The following is a 15,338-nucleotide window of genomic DNA, read 5'->3' on the forward strand; positions in this document are numbered from 1 at the left end:
GGGCTGCCCGGCGACCGTAGGACCGCGTCAATCTCAAGGTCAATCCCCGTGCAGCGCTCACTCCGTCCGGGGCACGAGCGGGCTGACCTCGGCGGCCGTGAAACGGATGAAGCCCTCCGGGTCCGGTTCGTCGGGCGTCGGCTGGAGGACCACGGTGTCGGCTCCGGCCTCCACGAGCGCCCGCACGGCCTCGGCGACGGCGGCGGCCGGGCCCGCGACACCGTGCGGCAGACCGGTGACTTCCAGCTCGGCCCGCAGCCGCTCGGCGCCGCCCGGACCGGTCGCCGTGTGGAGGTAGACGACCACCGGATGATGGCCGCCGCGGCCGGCCGACTCCCGCCCCTCCGCGATGAGTCGGCGGGAGCGGCGAACCTCGTCGGGCGTCGTGCCGCCGGTCAGGATGGTGCCGTCGGCGGCCTCGCCCGTCAGCCGCATCGTGCGCGGTCCGGTGGCCCCGGCGAACACGGCGGGCGGCGCGGGCACGGTGGGCGGCGGCCAGTCGAGGGCGACGGCGTCCAGCTTCACGTACCGCCCGTCCGTGGTCACCCGCTCGCCCGCCAGCAGCGCGCGCAGCGCCACCAGATGCTCGCGGAGCAGCGTCACGGGGGACTCGACGCGCGAACCGGTCTGCGCCATCCAGTCCTGGACGCCGTGGCCGACCCCGAGGATCGCCCGCCCCGGGAACAGCCGGTGCAAGGTGGCGGCCTCCATGGCCGTCAGCGCGACATTGCGCAGCGGTACGGGGAGCAGACCGACCCCGACGCGCAGCCGATCGGTCCAGGCCAGGGCGGCGGAGGCGCTGGCGATACCGCTCTCCAGGAAGCAGTCCTCCCAGAGCCACAGCTCGTCCAGGCCCGCCTCGTCCGCGGTGCGGGCGATATCGCGGAGTCGCTCGGGGGGAAGTTGGGGGCGGAAGACCGCGCCGAGAACAGTCATGGAGGCATTGTTCACGGCGTGAGGGTGCCCTCACCAGTGGGTTGACCGGCGGCGGCGAGTGGCTCGGCGGCCGGGACTCCGCGCAGCGATCGGTGTCGCGAGTGGTCTCGCGATCGGTGTCGCGATCGGCGCGGTCGGTGTCGCGGCCGGTCGTGCCGCCGGTGCCGTGCCGCTACCGGGTGGAGACGATCCACCGGTACTGGAGCTCGGGGCGCCCGATCTGGCCGTACTGCGGGCTGCGGTCCGCCTGCCCGGCGCCCACCAGATGCTCCAGATAGCGGCGCGCGGTGATCCGCGAGATACCGAGGCGCGCCGCGGCCTCCGTGGCCGTCAGCCCCGCCCGCTCGTCCCGGAGCGCCCGCGTCACCGACTCCAGCGTCGGCCCGCTGAGCCCCTTCGGCAGCGACGCGGGCTGTGGCGCCCGCAGCGCCCCGAGGGCCCGGTCCACCTCGTCCTGGCCGCTGGCCTCACCGGCGGCGGCCCGGAACTCGGCGTAACGGCTGAGCCTGTCGCGGAGCGTGGCGAAGGCGAAGGGCTTGAGCACGTACTGCACGACGCCCAGCGACACCCCTTCGCGTACGACGGTGAGATCGCGCGCCGACGTGACGGCGATGACGTCCGCGTGGTGGCCGGCGGCCCGCAGGCTGCGCAGCAGCTGCAGCCCGTGCCCGTCCGGCAGATACAGGTCGAGGAGGATCAGATCGATCTCGGTGCGGTCCAGCAGCCGGCCCGCCTCGGCGCGGGAGTGCGCGACGCCGGCCACCGTGAAGCCCGGGACACGGCCCACATACAGCTGATGGGCGTCGGCGGCGACGGGGTCGTCCTCGACGACGAGTACGCGAATGGGGCGGGAGCCGCCGTCTGCCTTCCCGGTCATGATCCGCCGCGCTCCCCACCGTCGGTCGTGGCACCGGCCATCGACTCTGCCGCATCCGGGGCCGCGCCGACACCTGAGGCCGCGCCGACAGCCGGGTGCGCGGGTGTACGCGCGCCCGCGCCCGGCTCGGCGCGCGTGCCGAGCGGCAGCCGTACGGTGAACTCCGCCCCGCCGTCCCGCCCCGGTGTCAGCTCCACCGTGCCGCGCGCCCGGTGCACCGCCTGCCGTACGAGGGCCAGCCCGAGCCCGCGCTCCGCGCCCCTCGTCGACCAGCCGCGCCGGAACACCTCCTCGATGTCGCCGGGGGCGACGCCCGGCCCCGTGTCGCGCACCCGCAGCAGCAGCAGCTCGCCGTCCTCGACCAGTGCCGTGACGGTGACCCGCGCGTCGTCCGTGCCCTGGGCGGCGTCCATCGCGTTGTCGATCAGATTGCCCAGCACCGTCACCAGATCGCGGGCGGCCAGCGACGGTGGCAGCACCCCGTCGTCGATACGGCTGTCCTCCGCGAGCACCAGCTCCACCCCGCGCTCGTTCGCCTGCGCCGCCTTCCCCAGCAGCAGCGCCGCCAGCACCGGTTCGCCCACCGCGCCGACGACCCGGTCCGTGAGCACCTGTGCCAGCTCCAGCTCCGCCGTGGCGAACTCCACCGCCTCGTCCACCCGCCCCATCTCGATCAGCGACACGACCGTGTGCAGCCGGTTCGCCGCCTCGTGCGCCTGGGAGCGAAGCGCATGGGTGAATCCGCGCTCCGAGTCCAACTCGCCCGACAGTGCTTGCAGTTCGGTGTGGTCCCGGAGCGTCGCGACCGTACCGCGCCGCTCGCCGCCGATCACCGGACGGGTGCTGACGACCACGATCCGGTCGGCCGTCATATGCACCTCGTCCACGCGCGGCTCCGACGCCAGGAGCGCGCCGACGAGCGGGGCGGGCAGCCCCAGCTCGTCGATGTTCCGGCCCACGGCGCTGTCGTCGAGACCGAGGAGCTCCTGGCCGCCGTCGTTGATCAGCGCGATCCTGCGCCGTCCGTCCAGCATGAGCAGTCCTTCACGCACCGCGTGCAGCGCCGCCTCGTGGTAGTCGTGCATCCGGCTCAGCTCGCCGGCGTTCATCCCGTGCGTGTGCCGGCGCAGCCGCGCGTTGATGACGTAGGTGCCCACCCCGCCCAGCACGAGGGCGCCGCCGGCCGCCAGCGCGAGGATCTTGACCTGCCCCTCCAGCTGGCTGGATATCCGGTCGACGGTGATGCCGACGCTGATCAGCCCGGTGATCCGCCCGTCGTCCTTGATCGGGGTCACGGCGCGGGTGGAGGGGCCGAGCGTCCCCGTGTAGGTCTCGGTGAAGGTCTTGCCGAGCAGCGCGGGCTCGGTGGTGCCGATGAAGGGCAGCCCGATCAGCTCGGGATTGGGGTGCGTCCAGCGCGTCCCGTCCGGCTTCATGATCGTGACGAAGTCCACGCCGGTGTCGACCCGTACGTGCTCCGCGTAGGGCTGGAGCGCGGCGGACGGGTCGTCCGACCTGATGGCCTCCCGTACGGACGGGGAGTCGGCCATCGCGCGCGCCGTGGCCGTCACCTGCCGCTCGGCGGTCTCCTCGGCCTGGGCCCGGTCCGTGAAGTACGCGAACAGCGCGCATCCAGCCACGACGGCAGCGACCAGCACGACCTGCATCGCGAAGAGCTGGCCTGCGAGGCTGCGAGGGCGGGGTAGCTGCATGGCACAAGTCTGCCTGGCCGAAATCGTATGAACGAAATGCACGTAAGGGTGACCGGTGTCACAGGCTGATGGATAGTCGCCGGGACCCCCTCGGGACGGGAGGGTCACGTAGGGACAAACGAGTCAAGGAGGACCCGTGGCCGCTACTCGGGACCGTACCCATTATCTGTATCTGGCCGTGATCGCCGCTGTGATTCTCGGAATCACGGTCGGATTCGCTGCCCCGGGGGTGGCCGTCGAGCTGAAGCCCATCGGGACCGGCTTCGTCAACCTCATCAAGATGATGATTTCCCCGATCATCTTCTGCACCATCGTTCTCGGTGTCGGATCCGTCCGCAAGGCCGCCAAGGTCGGCGCGGTCGGCGGTCTGGCCCTCGGCTACTTCATGGTCATGTCGACCGTCGCCCTGGCCATCGGCCTCGTCGTCGGCAACATCCTGGAGCCCGGCGCCGGCCTGCAGATCACGGACGCGACGGCCGACGTCGGCGCGGCACAGGTGTCCGGCGACGCCGAGAGCACCGCCGAATTCCTGGTCGGCATCATCCCCACGACGCTGGTCTCCGCCTTCACCGAGGGTGAGGTGCTCCAGACGCTGCTCGTGGCGCTGCTGGCGGGCTTCGCCCTCCAGGCCATGGGCCGCACCGGCGAGCCGATCCTGCGCGGCATCGGGCACATCCAGCGCCTCGTCTTCCGCATCCTCGCGATGATCATGTGGGCGGCGCCCGTCGGTGCCTTCGGCGCGATCGCGGCGGTGGTCGGCGAGACCGGCATGGACGCGCTGAAGTCGCTCGCGGTCATCATGATCGGCTTCTACGTGACCTGCGGGCTGTTCGTCTTCGTCGTACTCGGCGTGCTGCTCAAGCTCATCACCGGCATCAACATCTTCTCGCTGCTGAAGTACCTGGCGCGTGAGTTCCTGCTGATCGTGTCCACCTCCTCGTCCGAGTCGGCGCTGCCGCGGCTCATCGCGAAGATGGAGCACCTGGGTGTGAGCAAGCCCGTCGTCGGTATCACCGTGCCGACCGGCTATTCCTTCAACCTCGACGGGACGGCCATCTACCTCACGATGGCGTCGCTGTTCATCGCCGAGGCGATGGGGGACCCGCTGGCCATCGGTGAGCAGATCGGTCTCCTCCTCTTCATGATCATCGCGTCGAAGGGTGCGGCGGGTGTCACCGGCGCCGGCCTCGCGACCCTGGCGGGCGGCCTTCAGTCGCACCGGCCCGAACTGGTCGACGGTGTCGGCCTGATCGTCGGCATCGACCGCTTCATGAGCGAGGCGCGCGCCCTGACGAACTTCGCGGGCAACGCGGTCGCCACGGTCCTCGTCGGCACGTGGACCAAGGAGATCGACCGGGCCAGGGTGGACGAGGTGCTGGCGGGCCGGCTGCCGTTCGACGAGAAGACGCTGGTCGACGACCACGCGCCGGCCGGTGACGACGGTCCGAGCCTCACGAAGGACTCCGACGGTCCCTCGGACCTGCCGGAGCAGCGCGACACGGACGGGACGCCGGCGAAGGTCTGACCGGGGTTCCGCGGCCGGTCGACCGCGTGACCGATTGGCCGCATCACCGCATCACCGCATGACCGTTTGGCCCGGGCCGGGGGTTGATCCCCCAACTCTCCGGCCCTTCGAATGACCGGCCCGTACGGAGACGTCCGTACGGGCCGGTCATTTCCCTGTCCCGCGGGCTCAGCCGTACGGGATCCGGACGACCGACTGATTGCCGACGCCGAGTGTGCTGGCGCCGTTGCCGATGGCGTTCCAGACCTCGATCCGCACCTTGCCGTTGACGAGGTCGCCGTGCGAACCGGTCGACGACTTCAGCCCTCTGGCCTGCGTGTAGTGCTCGAAACCGGGTGCCGGATCCGTGGCGAAGTAGTTGTACGTCTCCGTACGGTCCCAGGTGCCGTCGCCCGTACGGTCGTAACTCACCCTCACCTGCTGGCCGTTGGCCACCGTCGTACCCGCGTCGACGAAGAGGTCGAACTGTGTCGACCCGCCGTTGTGGGCGCGGGTGATCCCGCCCGAGGTGAAGACCTGCGGGTTGTACGGCGTCCCGTCGCGGTTGCCGCCGCCCGCCGACACGAGTGTGGCGTTCGCGCCCGAGGTGGCGGCGTCACCGAGGCCGCCGCCGGTGCGGGCGTACAACTGCGAGGACCCCGACGGCGGTGGATCGGTCGGCGGGTCGGTCGGGCCGGAGCCGCCACGGGTCCAGACGCCGACGTAGTCGACGAGCATCGGCCGCCCCGGCACGGTGGCCGGTGTCGGTGTGGGCCCGCCGAGCGCGTCCGGGAAAGCGCCGCCGATCGCGACGTTGAGCAGGATGAAGTATCCCGCGTGCTCCGTCATATTGGCCCACGTCGTCGCGTCCAACTGGCTCTGGGTGACGGTGTGGTAGAGCTGGTCGTCCACGTACCAGCGCAGCGCGTTGGGTGAGCTGGAGCGGTCCCACTCGAAGCGGTAGGTGTGGAACGCCGACTGGCAACTCGCCCCGGGGCAGGGGCGGCTGGCGCCGAGACCGGTGGTCTCGTTGCAGGGGCCGCCGGGGTTCACACCGCAGTGCAGCACCGCCCAGACGGAGTTGATCCCGTTGACGTTCTCCATGATGTCGAACTCGCCGATGGCGGGCCAGTTCCAGTAGTTGCCCCGGTAGGGCGCGCCGAGTGCCCAGAAGGCGGGCCAGTAGCCGGCCGCGGCGGCGCCGGTCACGTTCGGCATCTGAATCCGGCCCTCGATGCGCAGGGTGCCGCCGGCCGGTGCCTTGAAGTCGGCGCGTTTCGTCTCGACGCGCGCCGAGGTCCAGTTGCCCGCGCCGTCCCGGAGCGGGGTGATCTTCAGGTTCCCGTTGCCGTCGAGGCTCAGGTTCTGGGCGTTCGCGGTGTAGTTCTGGATCTCGCCGGTGCCCCAGTTGCCCGGACCGCCGGGGTAGCCGTGCCCCGTGTCGATCTGCCAGTTGGCGGCGGACGGCGGGGCGCCGTTCCCGCCGTTGAAGTCGTCGCTCCACTGGAGGTTCCAGCCGGGCGTGGGCGGTACGTCGCCACGGGCGGTGCCGGCGCTTGTCAGACCGACGAATCCGGCGACGGCGACGGACATCGCGAGGAAGACGGCGAGGAGGGGGGTGCGGACTGTGGGTCTCTTTCCGGTGCGGCTCGTTCTCAAGGAACACCTCCGGTGTGGATGGTGCCGAGATGGGTCGTACGGGGAGCTGAGAGCGCTCTCAACTCTGTTGTTTAGATGAACCCCGAGTGCCCGTCAATGACCTGAGCGCGTCGACTTCCCGAAGCCCCGGCCCACTGCCGCGCGGCTACCTCTCGCCGTCGAGTCCGCGCGCGTAGAGCGCGGCGACGGACCGCGTGACGGCGGCGAGCGTCCGCATGTACTCGTACGCGTGCAGGGGCTAAGTACCGGCGTCCGGCCGCTCGCGCCGGTCGAGCAGCCGTTAGGCGATCCGGTGGAGCTCCCGTACGGGCGCGATGTCCGTGTCGCCGAGATCCTCCAGCAGCAACAGACCGAGATGCCCTTGCAGTTGGCGCGTGGTCGTGTCCGTCCAGGACCGCTCGGGAAGGGCGATCCTGCGGGCGAGCGCCTGCTCGACGGTCCGGGAGATGGTCAACAGGTCGACGGGCGGCGCGACGTCTCCGGTCTCACTCATCGCGCCTCCCGCCCACACGGAGTTGTACGGCTCCGGGGCCGGTCCCACTCAACCCCCCGAAAGAATTCTTCCCGGCCGCGCGGTGCGGCGGCCGGTGTCGCTCAGCCGAGCGCGGCCTGGAGGCGCTCGCGCGTGGCGACCGCGCGCGGGTCGTCGTAACCGCGGAGCAACTCCAGGGCCGCGGCCAGGTGCCCGGCCGCAGCCCGCGGATCGGATTCCGCGACCGCCCCGGCGAGCCCATCGAGCGCGACGGCCTCGTGCCACCCGTCGCCCAGCTCCCGGTGCGCCTGGGCTGCCCGGCGATGGAACTGCGCGGCCTCCACGAGCCGTTCCAGCGCGTGATAGGTCTGCCCGGCCCCGTACCAGGCGAGAGCTTCGCGGCTGCGGTTGCCGAGGCGGCGGTGGAGTGTGGCCGAGCGCTGGTAGGAGGTGAGGGCGTCGTCGTACTTGCCGAGAGAGCGCTGGGCGTCGCCGAGGGTGATGAGCCAGTAGCCCTCCAGACGGTCGTCGCGCAGGGGCAGCGCGATGTCCAGCGCCTGCTGGGCGGAGAGCAGGGCCTCTTCCGGCCTGCCCTCCTCCAGCTGGAGACAGCTCACGACCCGCAGGATGTTGCCCTCACCCCGCGGATTGTCCAGGCCGCGGTGCGCCGCCAGCGCCTCTTGGGCGACGGCCGACGCCTCGGCCGGCCGGCCCGCGTTGTAGTGGGCGGATGCCAGGTTGGACAGGGCGATCGCCGCCCATGGCGCCGAGTCCGCCTCTTGGAAGAGCGGAATGGCCTGCGCGAAGTGTTCGGCGGCGTCGGTGAATTGACGCCTGCGAAGATGCACGAGGCCGATCAGATTCAGTGAGGTCGCCTCGCCGACGGGATCGCCGGTCTCACGGCGGATCTCCAGTGCGCGCCGGTGGCACTTCAGCGCCTCGAAGAGCAGGTCCACGCGGACGTTGTCCCTGCCGAGGTCTGTGAGGAGCCGGGCCTCGGCCGCAAGGTCGCCCGATCGCCGGGCCGCCTCCAGCGCGATGTCGCCGATCGCCAGCCAGTCGCCGACCGGCGCCGAGGAGGGACGGGCGGTCCAGGCGGCGACCGCCAACTGCCAGGCCCGCCGGTCGTGTGACCCGGCCGCGACGCGGATCGCCCGGAGGAGGTTGGTGTGCTCGCGTTCAGCCCAGTCCAGGGCGGAGTCGTAGTCGGCGAACGCCGAGGGAGGCACGTCGTCACCGGGAGGCGCGAGCGTCACCTGCCGCTCGTCGGGGCTGATCCAGCTCCGGGCCGCGTCCGCACCGTGCAGATACCAGTCCAGTACGCGGTGGAGTGCGGCTTCCCGCTCCCCGGAAGGCTCCTCGTGGTGGGCCTGATCGGTGGCGTAGGCACGAAGCAGGTCGTGGAACTGGTAGCGGTCGGGGCCCATCTGTTCCAGCAGATGGGCGTTGACCAGGGAGTCGAGCAGTTGCCGGGTCCTGCTGACGGGCGCCCCCGCGAGCGCGGCGGCGGCCTGCAGCCCGAATTCGGGACCCGGATGCATACCGAGCAGCCGGAACAGCCGCGCCGCCTGCTCCGACAGGGCGCGATAGGACCAGGCGAACACGGTGCGGACCGCCTCCGCCTCCTCGTCGTCCCCCGTGCTCAGCGCGTCCCACAGAGCCGACTCGTCCCGCAGATCGGCGATCAGGTCATCGAGCCGCAGATGGGGACGGCTCGCCGCGCGCTCGGCGGCGATACGCAGCGCGAGCGGCAACCGCGCGCAGAGTTCGGCGAGTTCGGTCAGTTTCTCCAGGTCGTCCGCCGGGCGGTAGCCGGCGGTGACGGTCCGGAGCAGAGACACCGCCTCGGCCTGCGGCAGTGTGCCGAGCGTGAGCCGGCGGGCGCCGTCGCGGACGGCCAGCCCGGAGAGCCGGCTCCTGCTGGTGACGAGGACCAGGCACCCCGGTCCGCCAGGCAGCAGCGGCCGGACCTGTCCGGCGGTGGAGGCGTTGTCCAGCAGGACGAGCATCCGGCGATTCGCCAGGAGCGAGCGGTACAGGGCCGCCGCGGCGTCGATGTTCTGGGGCACGGACTGTGCCGGGACGCCGAGGGCGGAGAGGAACCGGTGCAGGGCCTCCTGCGCGGTGACCGGTTCTCCCGGGTCGTACCCGCGCAGATTGACGTAGAGCTGTCCGTCGGGGAATCTGGCGCGCGCGTGGTGCGCCCAGCGCAGCGCGAGCGAGGTCTTGCCCGCGCCGGCCGTGCCGGCGATGACACAGACGGAGATGACCAGCGGGTCGCCGTTCTCCCCGGCCACGATGGCGTTCAACTCGTCCAGTTCATGGACGCGGTTGACGAAGCCTTTCACATCGGCGGGGAGTTGGCGAGGCTGCTGGCCTTCCGGTGGCCCGCCCTCCCTGCTGTCCCTGCCGTGGAAGTGAATGCCGCCGCTGACACTTCCGGCCTGCACGACATCGTGCGACGACCCCGACAGGTCGTTCGCGGACCTGCCGGGGCGCTGCTCGTCGTTACCGTTCTCGCTGATCGTCTACTCCGGCAGGCTCGTCGGTGCGGGAAGGTGGGCCACGGCCCGTTCGAAGTACGACGCGATGTCTTCGCCCGACTCGTAGAGCGACTTGATGTAGTGCTCCCATTCGGCCACCACGCCGGGCTCCGTGAAGCGGACCGCTCCCTGTGGCTCGCCCGCGTCGGAGTAAAGGATGCTGAAGAGTGTCCGGCCGCCGAGCACCACGAGTTCCGGCAGTGGCCTCGATCTCTCGACAGCAAAGACTGATTCGGCGCTCACGACGCGCACACGCGCGCCGAATTGCGCCTGCTGCCGCAGTGAGTGCAATTCCCACTGGAGATAAGGGGTCAGTGGCTCCTCGACCACGCGAACGCGGTGAAATACATGACCCTGGCGTTCGTCCTTCCGCGCTGCCGCCGCCAGGTCGTCGCGGCGTTCCGCCATGAGCCGCAGCGATTCCTCCCATTGGCCACGGCGAAGGGCGTCACGGCTCGGGCTGCCCTGCTCCTCGAAATGCTGCCGCCTCTCCAGCTTCCAGGAGTCCGCGTCGCGGAGTGCGGCGCTGCGCTCGCGGAAGTCCTTGCGGTACGCCTCGCGGACGAGCCGCTCGCCCCGCTCCTCCAGGAGTGCGGGCGCGTACGTCTCAGACATCGGGGATGTCCGCCTTCGCCGCACTCAAGGTGCTTCCGGGAATGACCACCAGGCGCTCGTCGGGAGCGAGTGTCACTCCTCGTGGGAGACGCGGAGCGTAATGGTTTGTCAGATCCCGGCCGATGACCGCGATGTCGCCGTTGTCGAGCTGCCAGATGTCGGGGCACTCGTCGTTTCCGTCCGAATTCCCCAGCGCTACCGGCGACTTGCCGAGGCGCCGCTCGAATAAGGCGGACGGATCTGCTTCCCAGGCACGGGCCATGCCTACCTCCACGCGATGTGGTCGAGAATGCTGACGCACCACATTTTATGGTCAATCGATTACGGAGAGCAATCAATGGCGTCGGTTTTGCGCCAGCCCTCAGGCGTATCAGTCGCTTGACACAGTTACGTCGAGTCGGCAGATTGTATCAGAGGGCTGACACGCTTTACGCTGTTTCGGGGAGGGAGCCCGTATGTCCGATTCCGGTGTTCCGGTGCGGAGTTGGCGGGACTGGGCCGACGCTCCCCTCCGCTGGGCCGGCCCCCTGGCCGGTCTCGGGATCAATCAGGCCGTCGCCTTCAGTTCCGAGCCCGACGTCAACCTCCTCTACGCCATCCCTGTCTTCGGGCTCTGCTCCGTCGCCGGAGTGCTGCTCGCCGATCTCGTCGTGCGGCCCCGGCAGCGCGGTGTGCGGGAGGCGGGGGTGGTGCGGCGGCGGGTGCGGGACCAGATACCGCGGGCGCTCGCCGCGTCCCTCGGCGCGCAGGCCGTGTTCCTGGTGGTCCCGCTGGCCGTCTCCGTCGCCACCGCGTCCGCCGACGAGGCGGGGCGGGTAGGGAGGGCGCTGGCCGGGAGCTGTCAGGGGGACGCGTACGTGGTCGGTCCCTGGCCGGGGCCGTACTACGCATGGCCCGTCCTCGGCGGCCTCGGCGCCGGAAGCGTCGTCTGCGCGCTGACCCTGCGGCGCGTCACCGCGCGGGCGGGCGACGACGGGCGGCGGCGGGTCAGGGCGTGGGCGACCATCGGGGCGTGGGGCGTGTTGGTGGCCGCACCGCTGTTCGCCGTATCGTCGACCATGGCCGTGGCCCTGTACACCCTCCCCTGCGGCGGGTGGGCCATCGGCCTCGGCGCGGTGAGCCTGACGATCGTCGCGTTCGTCTCCGCCGTCACGGCCGGCTGGTGCCTCGTCGCCATGCTCGTACCGCGCGCCCACATCGAGGAGAGGCCATGACCGCCGGCGGGCTCAGCATCCGGGTGGATTCAGGCGCCCCCGTCCCGCCGTTCGAGCAGATCAGGAGACAGCTCGCGGATCTGATCTCGGTGGGGCGCCTGCGCGAGGGCGACCGGCTGCCCCCCGTACGGCAACTCGCCTCCGACCTCGGACTCGCCAACAACACCGTCGTCCGGGCCTACCGCGAGCTGGAGTCGGCGGGGCTCGTGCACAGCAGACGCGGTTCCGGTACGCGCGTGGCCGCCGCCGCTGCGGGCGCGGTCGACGACCACGCCAGGGCCAAGCTCGCCGAGCGCGCCCGCGACTTCGTGACCGCCGCGCGGCTGCTCGGCACCAGCGACGAGGACGCGCTGGCCGCGGTCCGGCACGCGCTCGCGTCCGGCGAGGGAACGTAGGATCCGTCGTTGCCTTGACGTCGGCGTCAAGGATTACCGTCGTGGACATGCGTATCGGTGAGCTGGCGGAGCGGGCGGGGACCAGTACCCGCACTCTGCGTTACTACGAGTCCCGCGGGCTGCTGCCCGCCCGGCGTGCGGGCAACGGCTATCGCACGTACGACGAGGACGATCTGCGGCTGATCCAGCAGATCCGGACCCTGCAGGATTTCGGGTTCGACCTGGAGGAGACGCGGCCGTTCGTCGAGTGCCTGCGGGCCGGGTATCCGGCCGGGGACTCCTGTCCTGCCTCGCTCGACGTGTACCGCGGCAAGCTCGCCGAACTGGACGAGCTGATCGGCCGGCTCGGGTCGATACGGGCCCAGGTCGGCGAGCAGCTCGCGCAGGCGCAAGCGGCCCAGGCCGAGGCCGAGGCCGCTCGGGGCATCGGGCCGGCGCCGTTGTGCGAGCTCACCATCCACCAGCTCCGCGAGGGAGAAGACACATGATCCAGGCAGAGGGCGTCGCCGCGGTGACGGACGCGACCTTCGACGACGAGGTACTGAAGGCCGGGCTCCCGGTGCTGGTGGAGTTCACCGCCGACTGGTGCCCGCCGTGCCGCCAGCTCGCGCCGGTGCTCAGCGCCGTGGCCGAGGAGGAGGCGGCGCGGCTCAAGGTCGTCCAGCTCGACGTGGACACGAACCCGGAGACCATGAACCGCTACGGCGTCCTCGCGATGCCGACGCTGCTGGTCTTCCGCGCGGGCGAACCGGTGAAGTCGATGGTCGGCGCCCGCCCCAAGCGCCGGCTGCTCCAGGAGCTGGAGGACGTCCTCTAGACATCCGGCCCGGCCCACGCGCCCCGCGACCCGGCGACCCACACCCCGCGCACAAAAATACCCCGCACCGAATTGACGGTCGGGGTATTGCTCTGCGTATATTTGGTGTTTCGGCTTTCTCGTTCTTGGCAGCCGAAATCAACTCACAAGGCAAAGAGTATCGGACAGGGGCTGAATTGTCAACCGAGGAATTGCGGAGCGAACAGCAATTCGTCTCGCTCCTCCATGAGCGTCTCGACGCGCTCCGGGAGCAGGCCGAAGACGCCGTGCGGACGTCGATCGGGCAGGTCAGCACGGGCCGACAGGCCATGGTGGAGCGGGACATCAGGGTCGCCGAGCACTCCGGCACCGTCACCACGCTGAATGCCGTGGAATCCGGGCTCTGTTTCGGCCGTATCGATCTCGACGACGGCGTCACCCATCGCATCGGCCGCATCGGAATGCGCCAGGACGACGCGGAACACACTCCGCTGCTCATCGACTGGCGCGCTCCCGTCGCCCGCCCTTTCTATCTCGCCACCGGCTATTCGACGATGGGTCTGCGCCGCCGCCGGCACATCACCACCGAGGGGCGGCGGGTCACCGCGCTCCACGACGAGATCATGGATCTCAGCGACACCACCCGCACCGGCCACGAGGACCCGGACGGCGACGCCGTGCTGCTCGCCGCGCTCGACTCGGCCCGCACCGGGCGGATGAGCGACATCGTGCGGACCATCCAGGCCGAGCAGGACCGCATCATCCGCGCGCCCTACCGCGGGGTCCTCGTCGTGGAGGGCGGGCCCGGGACCGGCAAGACCGCCGTCGCGCTGCACCGGGCCGCGTATCTGCTGTACGCGCACCGCGAAAGGCTGGCGCGCCGTGCCGTGCTGATCGTCGGGCCCAACCCCGCTTTCCTCGGGTACATCGGCGAGGTGCTGCCCTCCCTCGGCGAGACCGGCGTGCTGCTGGCGACGACCGGCGAACTCTTCCCCGGCGTACGGGCCACCGCCACCGACACGCCGGCCGCCGCGGCCGTCAAGGGCCGCGCGGAGATGGCGGACGTGCTGGCCGCCGCGCTGCGCGACCGGCAGTCGGTGCCCGATCCGCACATCGAGATCGAGCACGACGACGGAACGCTGTATCTGGACCGCGCGATGGCCGAGGACGCGCGAGCCCGCGCCCGTGACACCGGCCTCCCGCACAATCTCGCCCGGCCGCACTTCGCCTTCTCCGTCATCGACTCCCTCACCGAGCAGCTGGCCGAGCGGCTCGGGGCCGACCCGTACGGCGGCCCGAACCTCCTCGACCCCACGGACGTCGCACAACTCGGCAAGGCGATCGCCACCAGCCCGGCCGTGCAGTCGGCGATCGACGAGCTGTGGCCCACCCTCACCCCGCAGGACCTCGTCGCGGACTATCTGACCGAGCCGACCCATCTCCCCGACGGGGACGGCGAGTTGATCAGGCGGCCGGTGAGCGGTGAAGGACACTGGACGGACTCGGACGTCCCTCTCCTCGACGAGGCGGCCGAGCTGCTCGGCGAGGACGACGCCGCCGCGCGCGCCGCGGCCGAGGCCGAACGGCGCGAGCGGATCGAGTACGCCCAGGGCGTGCTGGAGCTGAGCTACGGCTCCCGTACCTATGAGTTCGAGGACAAGGACGAGGAGGACGCGGAGGTCCTGCTCGCACACGACCTCATCGACGCCGAACGCCTCGCCGACCGCCAGGAGGAGACCGACACCCGCAGCGCCGCCGAACGCGCCGCCGCCGACCGCACCTGGGCCTTCGGCCACATCGTGGTGGACGAGGCGCAGGAACTGTCCGCGATGGCCTGGCGGTTGCTGATGCGCCGCTGCCCGGCCCGTTCCATGACGCTCGTCGGCGACCCGGCGCAGACCGGGGACGTGGCCGGCTGCGACTCCTGGCAGCAGATCCTGCGGCCGTACGTGGGTGAGCGCTGGGAGCACGTACGGCTCGGCGTCAACTACCGTACGCCCGCCGAGATCATGGCCGTCGCCGCCGAGGTGCGGCGACTTGTGGACCCGGAGTTCGAGCCCCCGAGTTCGGTCCGCTCGACGGGGGCCGGACCGTGGGTACGGGAGGTGAAGCCGGCCGACCTCGTCCGTACGGCCGCCGCGAGCGCCCTCGAACACGCCGCCTCGCACGCGGCGCGGCACGGCGCGGACGGACGGCTCGCGGTGATCGCCCCCGCCGCGCTGCTGCCCGCGCTCGCCGCCGAACTGCCCGAGGCCTCCTGGGGAGTCGCCCCCGATCTCACCCGGCCGGTCGTCCTGCTCGATCCCCGGCAGGCCAAGGGTCTGGAGTTCGACACGGTGGTCGTCGTGGACCCGGAGGCCGTTCTGGACGGCTCACCGCGCGGCACCAACGACCTGTACGTCGCGCTGACCCGGGCGACCCAGCGACTCGGCATCGTACGGAATGTCACTGTCCCGCCCCGACTCGCCTACGAGAGCGCCACCACCGGGTCCACGGGGTCGTGAACCCCGCCCCCGGACGGGCACGGTCGTCATGTCCACAACGGGGGAGACCTGGGCCGCAGGCAAAGCCGCGGGAAGCGCGGACGCGCCGGCGCCGGCACGGTGGCGGGAGCG

General features: G+C 71.2%; 14 protein-coding genes. 6 read left to right on the forward strand and 8 right to left on the reverse strand.

The features are described 5' to 3' along the window. Positions 1–57 precede the first annotated feature (57 nt). The 3 genes from SSPS47_RS23915 to SSPS47_RS23925 all read right to left on the reverse strand — a co-directional run bounded on the left by SSPS47_RS23915 (position 58) and on the right by SSPS47_RS23925 (position 3,525). Complete coding sequence (locus SSPS47_RS23915) at positions 58–936, reverse strand: LLM class flavin-dependent oxidoreductase (RefSeq protein ID WP_164252815.1); 879 nt, start codon at positions 934–936, stop codon at positions 58–60. 172 nt (positions 937–1,108) lie between these two features. Further along, complete coding sequence (locus SSPS47_RS23920) at positions 1,109–1,813, reverse strand: response regulator (RefSeq protein ID WP_164252816.1); 705 nt, start codon at positions 1,811–1,813, stop codon at positions 1,109–1,111. Then, complete coding sequence (locus SSPS47_RS23925) at positions 1,810–3,525, reverse strand: sensor histidine kinase (protein WP_164252817.1); 1,716 nt, start codon at positions 3,523–3,525, stop codon at positions 1,810–1,812. Before SSPS47_RS23925 ends, SSPS47_RS23920 begins: the two co-directional genes overlap by 4 nt. Before the next feature lie 136 nt (positions 3,526–3,661). Here SSPS47_RS23925 and SSPS47_RS23930 point away from each other — a divergent pair, with 136 nt between their 5' ends. Further along, positions 3,662–5,050 carry a cation:dicarboxylase symporter family transporter gene (locus tag SSPS47_RS23930; protein WP_164252818.1) on the forward strand — a complete coding sequence of 463 codons (1,389 nt, stop codon included), beginning with the start codon at positions 3,662–3,664 and terminating at the stop codon, positions 5,048–5,050. 168 nt (positions 5,051–5,218) lie between these two features. Here SSPS47_RS23930 and SSPS47_RS23935 read toward each other — a convergent pair whose 3' ends face one another. The 5 genes from SSPS47_RS23935 to SSPS47_RS23955 form a co-directional block, all read right to left on the reverse strand. Continuing rightward, positions 5,219–6,622, reverse strand: a complete 1,404-nt coding sequence (locus tag SSPS47_RS23935; protein WP_164254926.1) for a glycoside hydrolase family 16 protein — start codon at positions 6,620–6,622, stop codon at positions 5,219–5,221. Between the two features lie 346 nt (positions 6,623–6,968). Then, positions 6,969–7,181, reverse strand: coding sequence for a hypothetical protein (locus SSPS47_RS23940; RefSeq protein WP_164252819.1), 213 nt, complete (start codon positions 7,179–7,181; stop codon positions 6,969–6,971). Between the two features lie 101 nt (positions 7,182–7,282). Next, complete coding sequence (locus SSPS47_RS23945) at positions 7,283–9,610, reverse strand: tetratricopeptide repeat protein (RefSeq protein WP_164252820.1); 2,328 nt, start codon at positions 9,608–9,610, stop codon at positions 7,283–7,285. Positions 9,611–9,688: 78 nt separating this feature from the next. Beyond that, entirely contained in the window at positions 9,689–10,318 is a 630-nt protein-coding gene (locus SSPS47_RS23950) for a DUF6879 family protein (RefSeq protein WP_164252821.1), read from the reverse strand. After that, positions 10,311–10,580, reverse strand: a complete 270-nt coding sequence (locus tag SSPS47_RS23955; protein WP_164252822.1) for a hypothetical protein — start codon at positions 10,578–10,580, stop codon at positions 10,311–10,313. Before SSPS47_RS23955 ends, SSPS47_RS23950 begins: the two co-directional genes overlap by 8 nt. Before the next feature lie 193 nt (positions 10,581–10,773). Between SSPS47_RS23955 and SSPS47_RS23960 the strand changes: the two genes are divergently transcribed. The 5 genes from SSPS47_RS23960 (at position 10,774) to SSPS47_RS23980 (ending at position 15,227) form a co-directional block, all read left to right on the forward strand. Continuing rightward, entirely contained in the window at positions 10,774–11,532 is a 759-nt protein-coding gene (locus tag SSPS47_RS23960; protein ID WP_164252823.1) for a hypothetical protein, read from the forward strand. Then, on the forward strand, positions 11,529–11,927 hold the full coding sequence (locus SSPS47_RS23965) for a GntR family transcriptional regulator (RefSeq protein WP_164252824.1): 399 nt from the start codon (positions 11,529–11,531) through the stop codon (positions 11,925–11,927). Before SSPS47_RS23960 ends, SSPS47_RS23965 begins: the two co-directional genes overlap by 4 nt. 47 nt (positions 11,928–11,974) lie before the next feature. After that, positions 11,975–12,415, forward strand: a complete 441-nt coding sequence (locus SSPS47_RS23970; RefSeq protein WP_164254928.1) for a MerR family transcriptional regulator — start codon at positions 11,975–11,977, stop codon at positions 12,413–12,415. After that, the gene (gene trxA / locus SSPS47_RS23975) at positions 12,412–12,744 is read left to right on the forward strand and encodes a thioredoxin (RefSeq protein WP_164252825.1); all 333 of its coding nucleotides are present in this window, start codon (positions 12,412–12,414) and stop codon (positions 12,742–12,744) included. Before SSPS47_RS23970 ends, trxA begins: the two co-directional genes overlap by 4 nt. A gap of 176 nt (positions 12,745–12,920) precedes the next feature. Continuing rightward, positions 12,921–15,227, forward strand: a complete 2,307-nt coding sequence (locus SSPS47_RS23980; protein WP_239065029.1) for a UvrD-helicase domain-containing protein — start codon at positions 12,921–12,923, stop codon at positions 15,225–15,227. Positions 15,228–15,338 lie beyond the last annotated feature (111 nt).

This window comes from Streptomyces sp. S4.7, assembly GCF_010384365.1.
Taxonomy (GTDB): domain Bacteria; phylum Actinomycetota; class Actinomycetes; order Streptomycetales; family Streptomycetaceae; genus Streptomyces.

Excerpts from the sequence above, each read along its gene's own strand:
- SSPS47_RS23915 (WP_164252815.1), bottom strand. The coding sequence starts at position 936 with ATGACTGTTCTCGGCGCGGTCTTCCGCCCCCAACTTCCCCCCGAGCGA.
- SSPS47_RS23920 (WP_164252816.1), bottom strand. The coding sequence starts at position 1,813 with ATGACCGGGAAGGCAGACGGCGGCTCCCGCCCCATTCGCGTACTCGTC.
- SSPS47_RS23925 (WP_164252817.1), bottom strand. The coding sequence starts at position 3,525 with ATGCAGCTACCCCGCCCTCGCAGCCTCGCAGGCCAGCTCTTCGCGATG.
- SSPS47_RS23935 (WP_164254926.1), bottom strand. The coding sequence starts at position 6,622 with ATGTCCGTCGCCGTCGCCGGATTCGTCGGTCTGACAAGCGCCGGCACC.
- SSPS47_RS23940 (WP_164252819.1), bottom strand. The coding sequence starts at position 7,181 with ATGAGTGAGACCGGAGACGTCGCGCCGCCCGTCGACCTGTTGACCATC.
- SSPS47_RS23950 (WP_164252821.1), bottom strand. The coding sequence starts at position 10,318 with ATGTCTGAGACGTACGCGCCCGCACTCCTGGAGGAGCGGGGCGAGCGG.
- SSPS47_RS23955 (WP_164252822.1), bottom strand. The coding sequence starts at position 10,580 with ATGGCCCGTGCCTGGGAAGCAGATCCGTCCGCCTTATTCGAGCGGCGC.
- SSPS47_RS23960 (WP_164252823.1), top strand. The coding sequence starts at position 10,774 with ATGTCCGATTCCGGTGTTCCGGTGCGGAGTTGGCGGGACTGGGCCGAC.
- SSPS47_RS23965 (WP_164252824.1), top strand. The coding sequence starts at position 11,529 with ATGACCGCCGGCGGGCTCAGCATCCGGGTGGATTCAGGCGCCCCCGTC.
- SSPS47_RS23970 (WP_164254928.1), top strand. The coding sequence starts at position 11,975 with ATGCGTATCGGTGAGCTGGCGGAGCGGGCGGGGACCAGTACCCGCACT.
- trxA (WP_164252825.1), top strand. The coding sequence starts at position 12,412 with ATGATCCAGGCAGAGGGCGTCGCCGCGGTGACGGACGCGACCTTCGAC.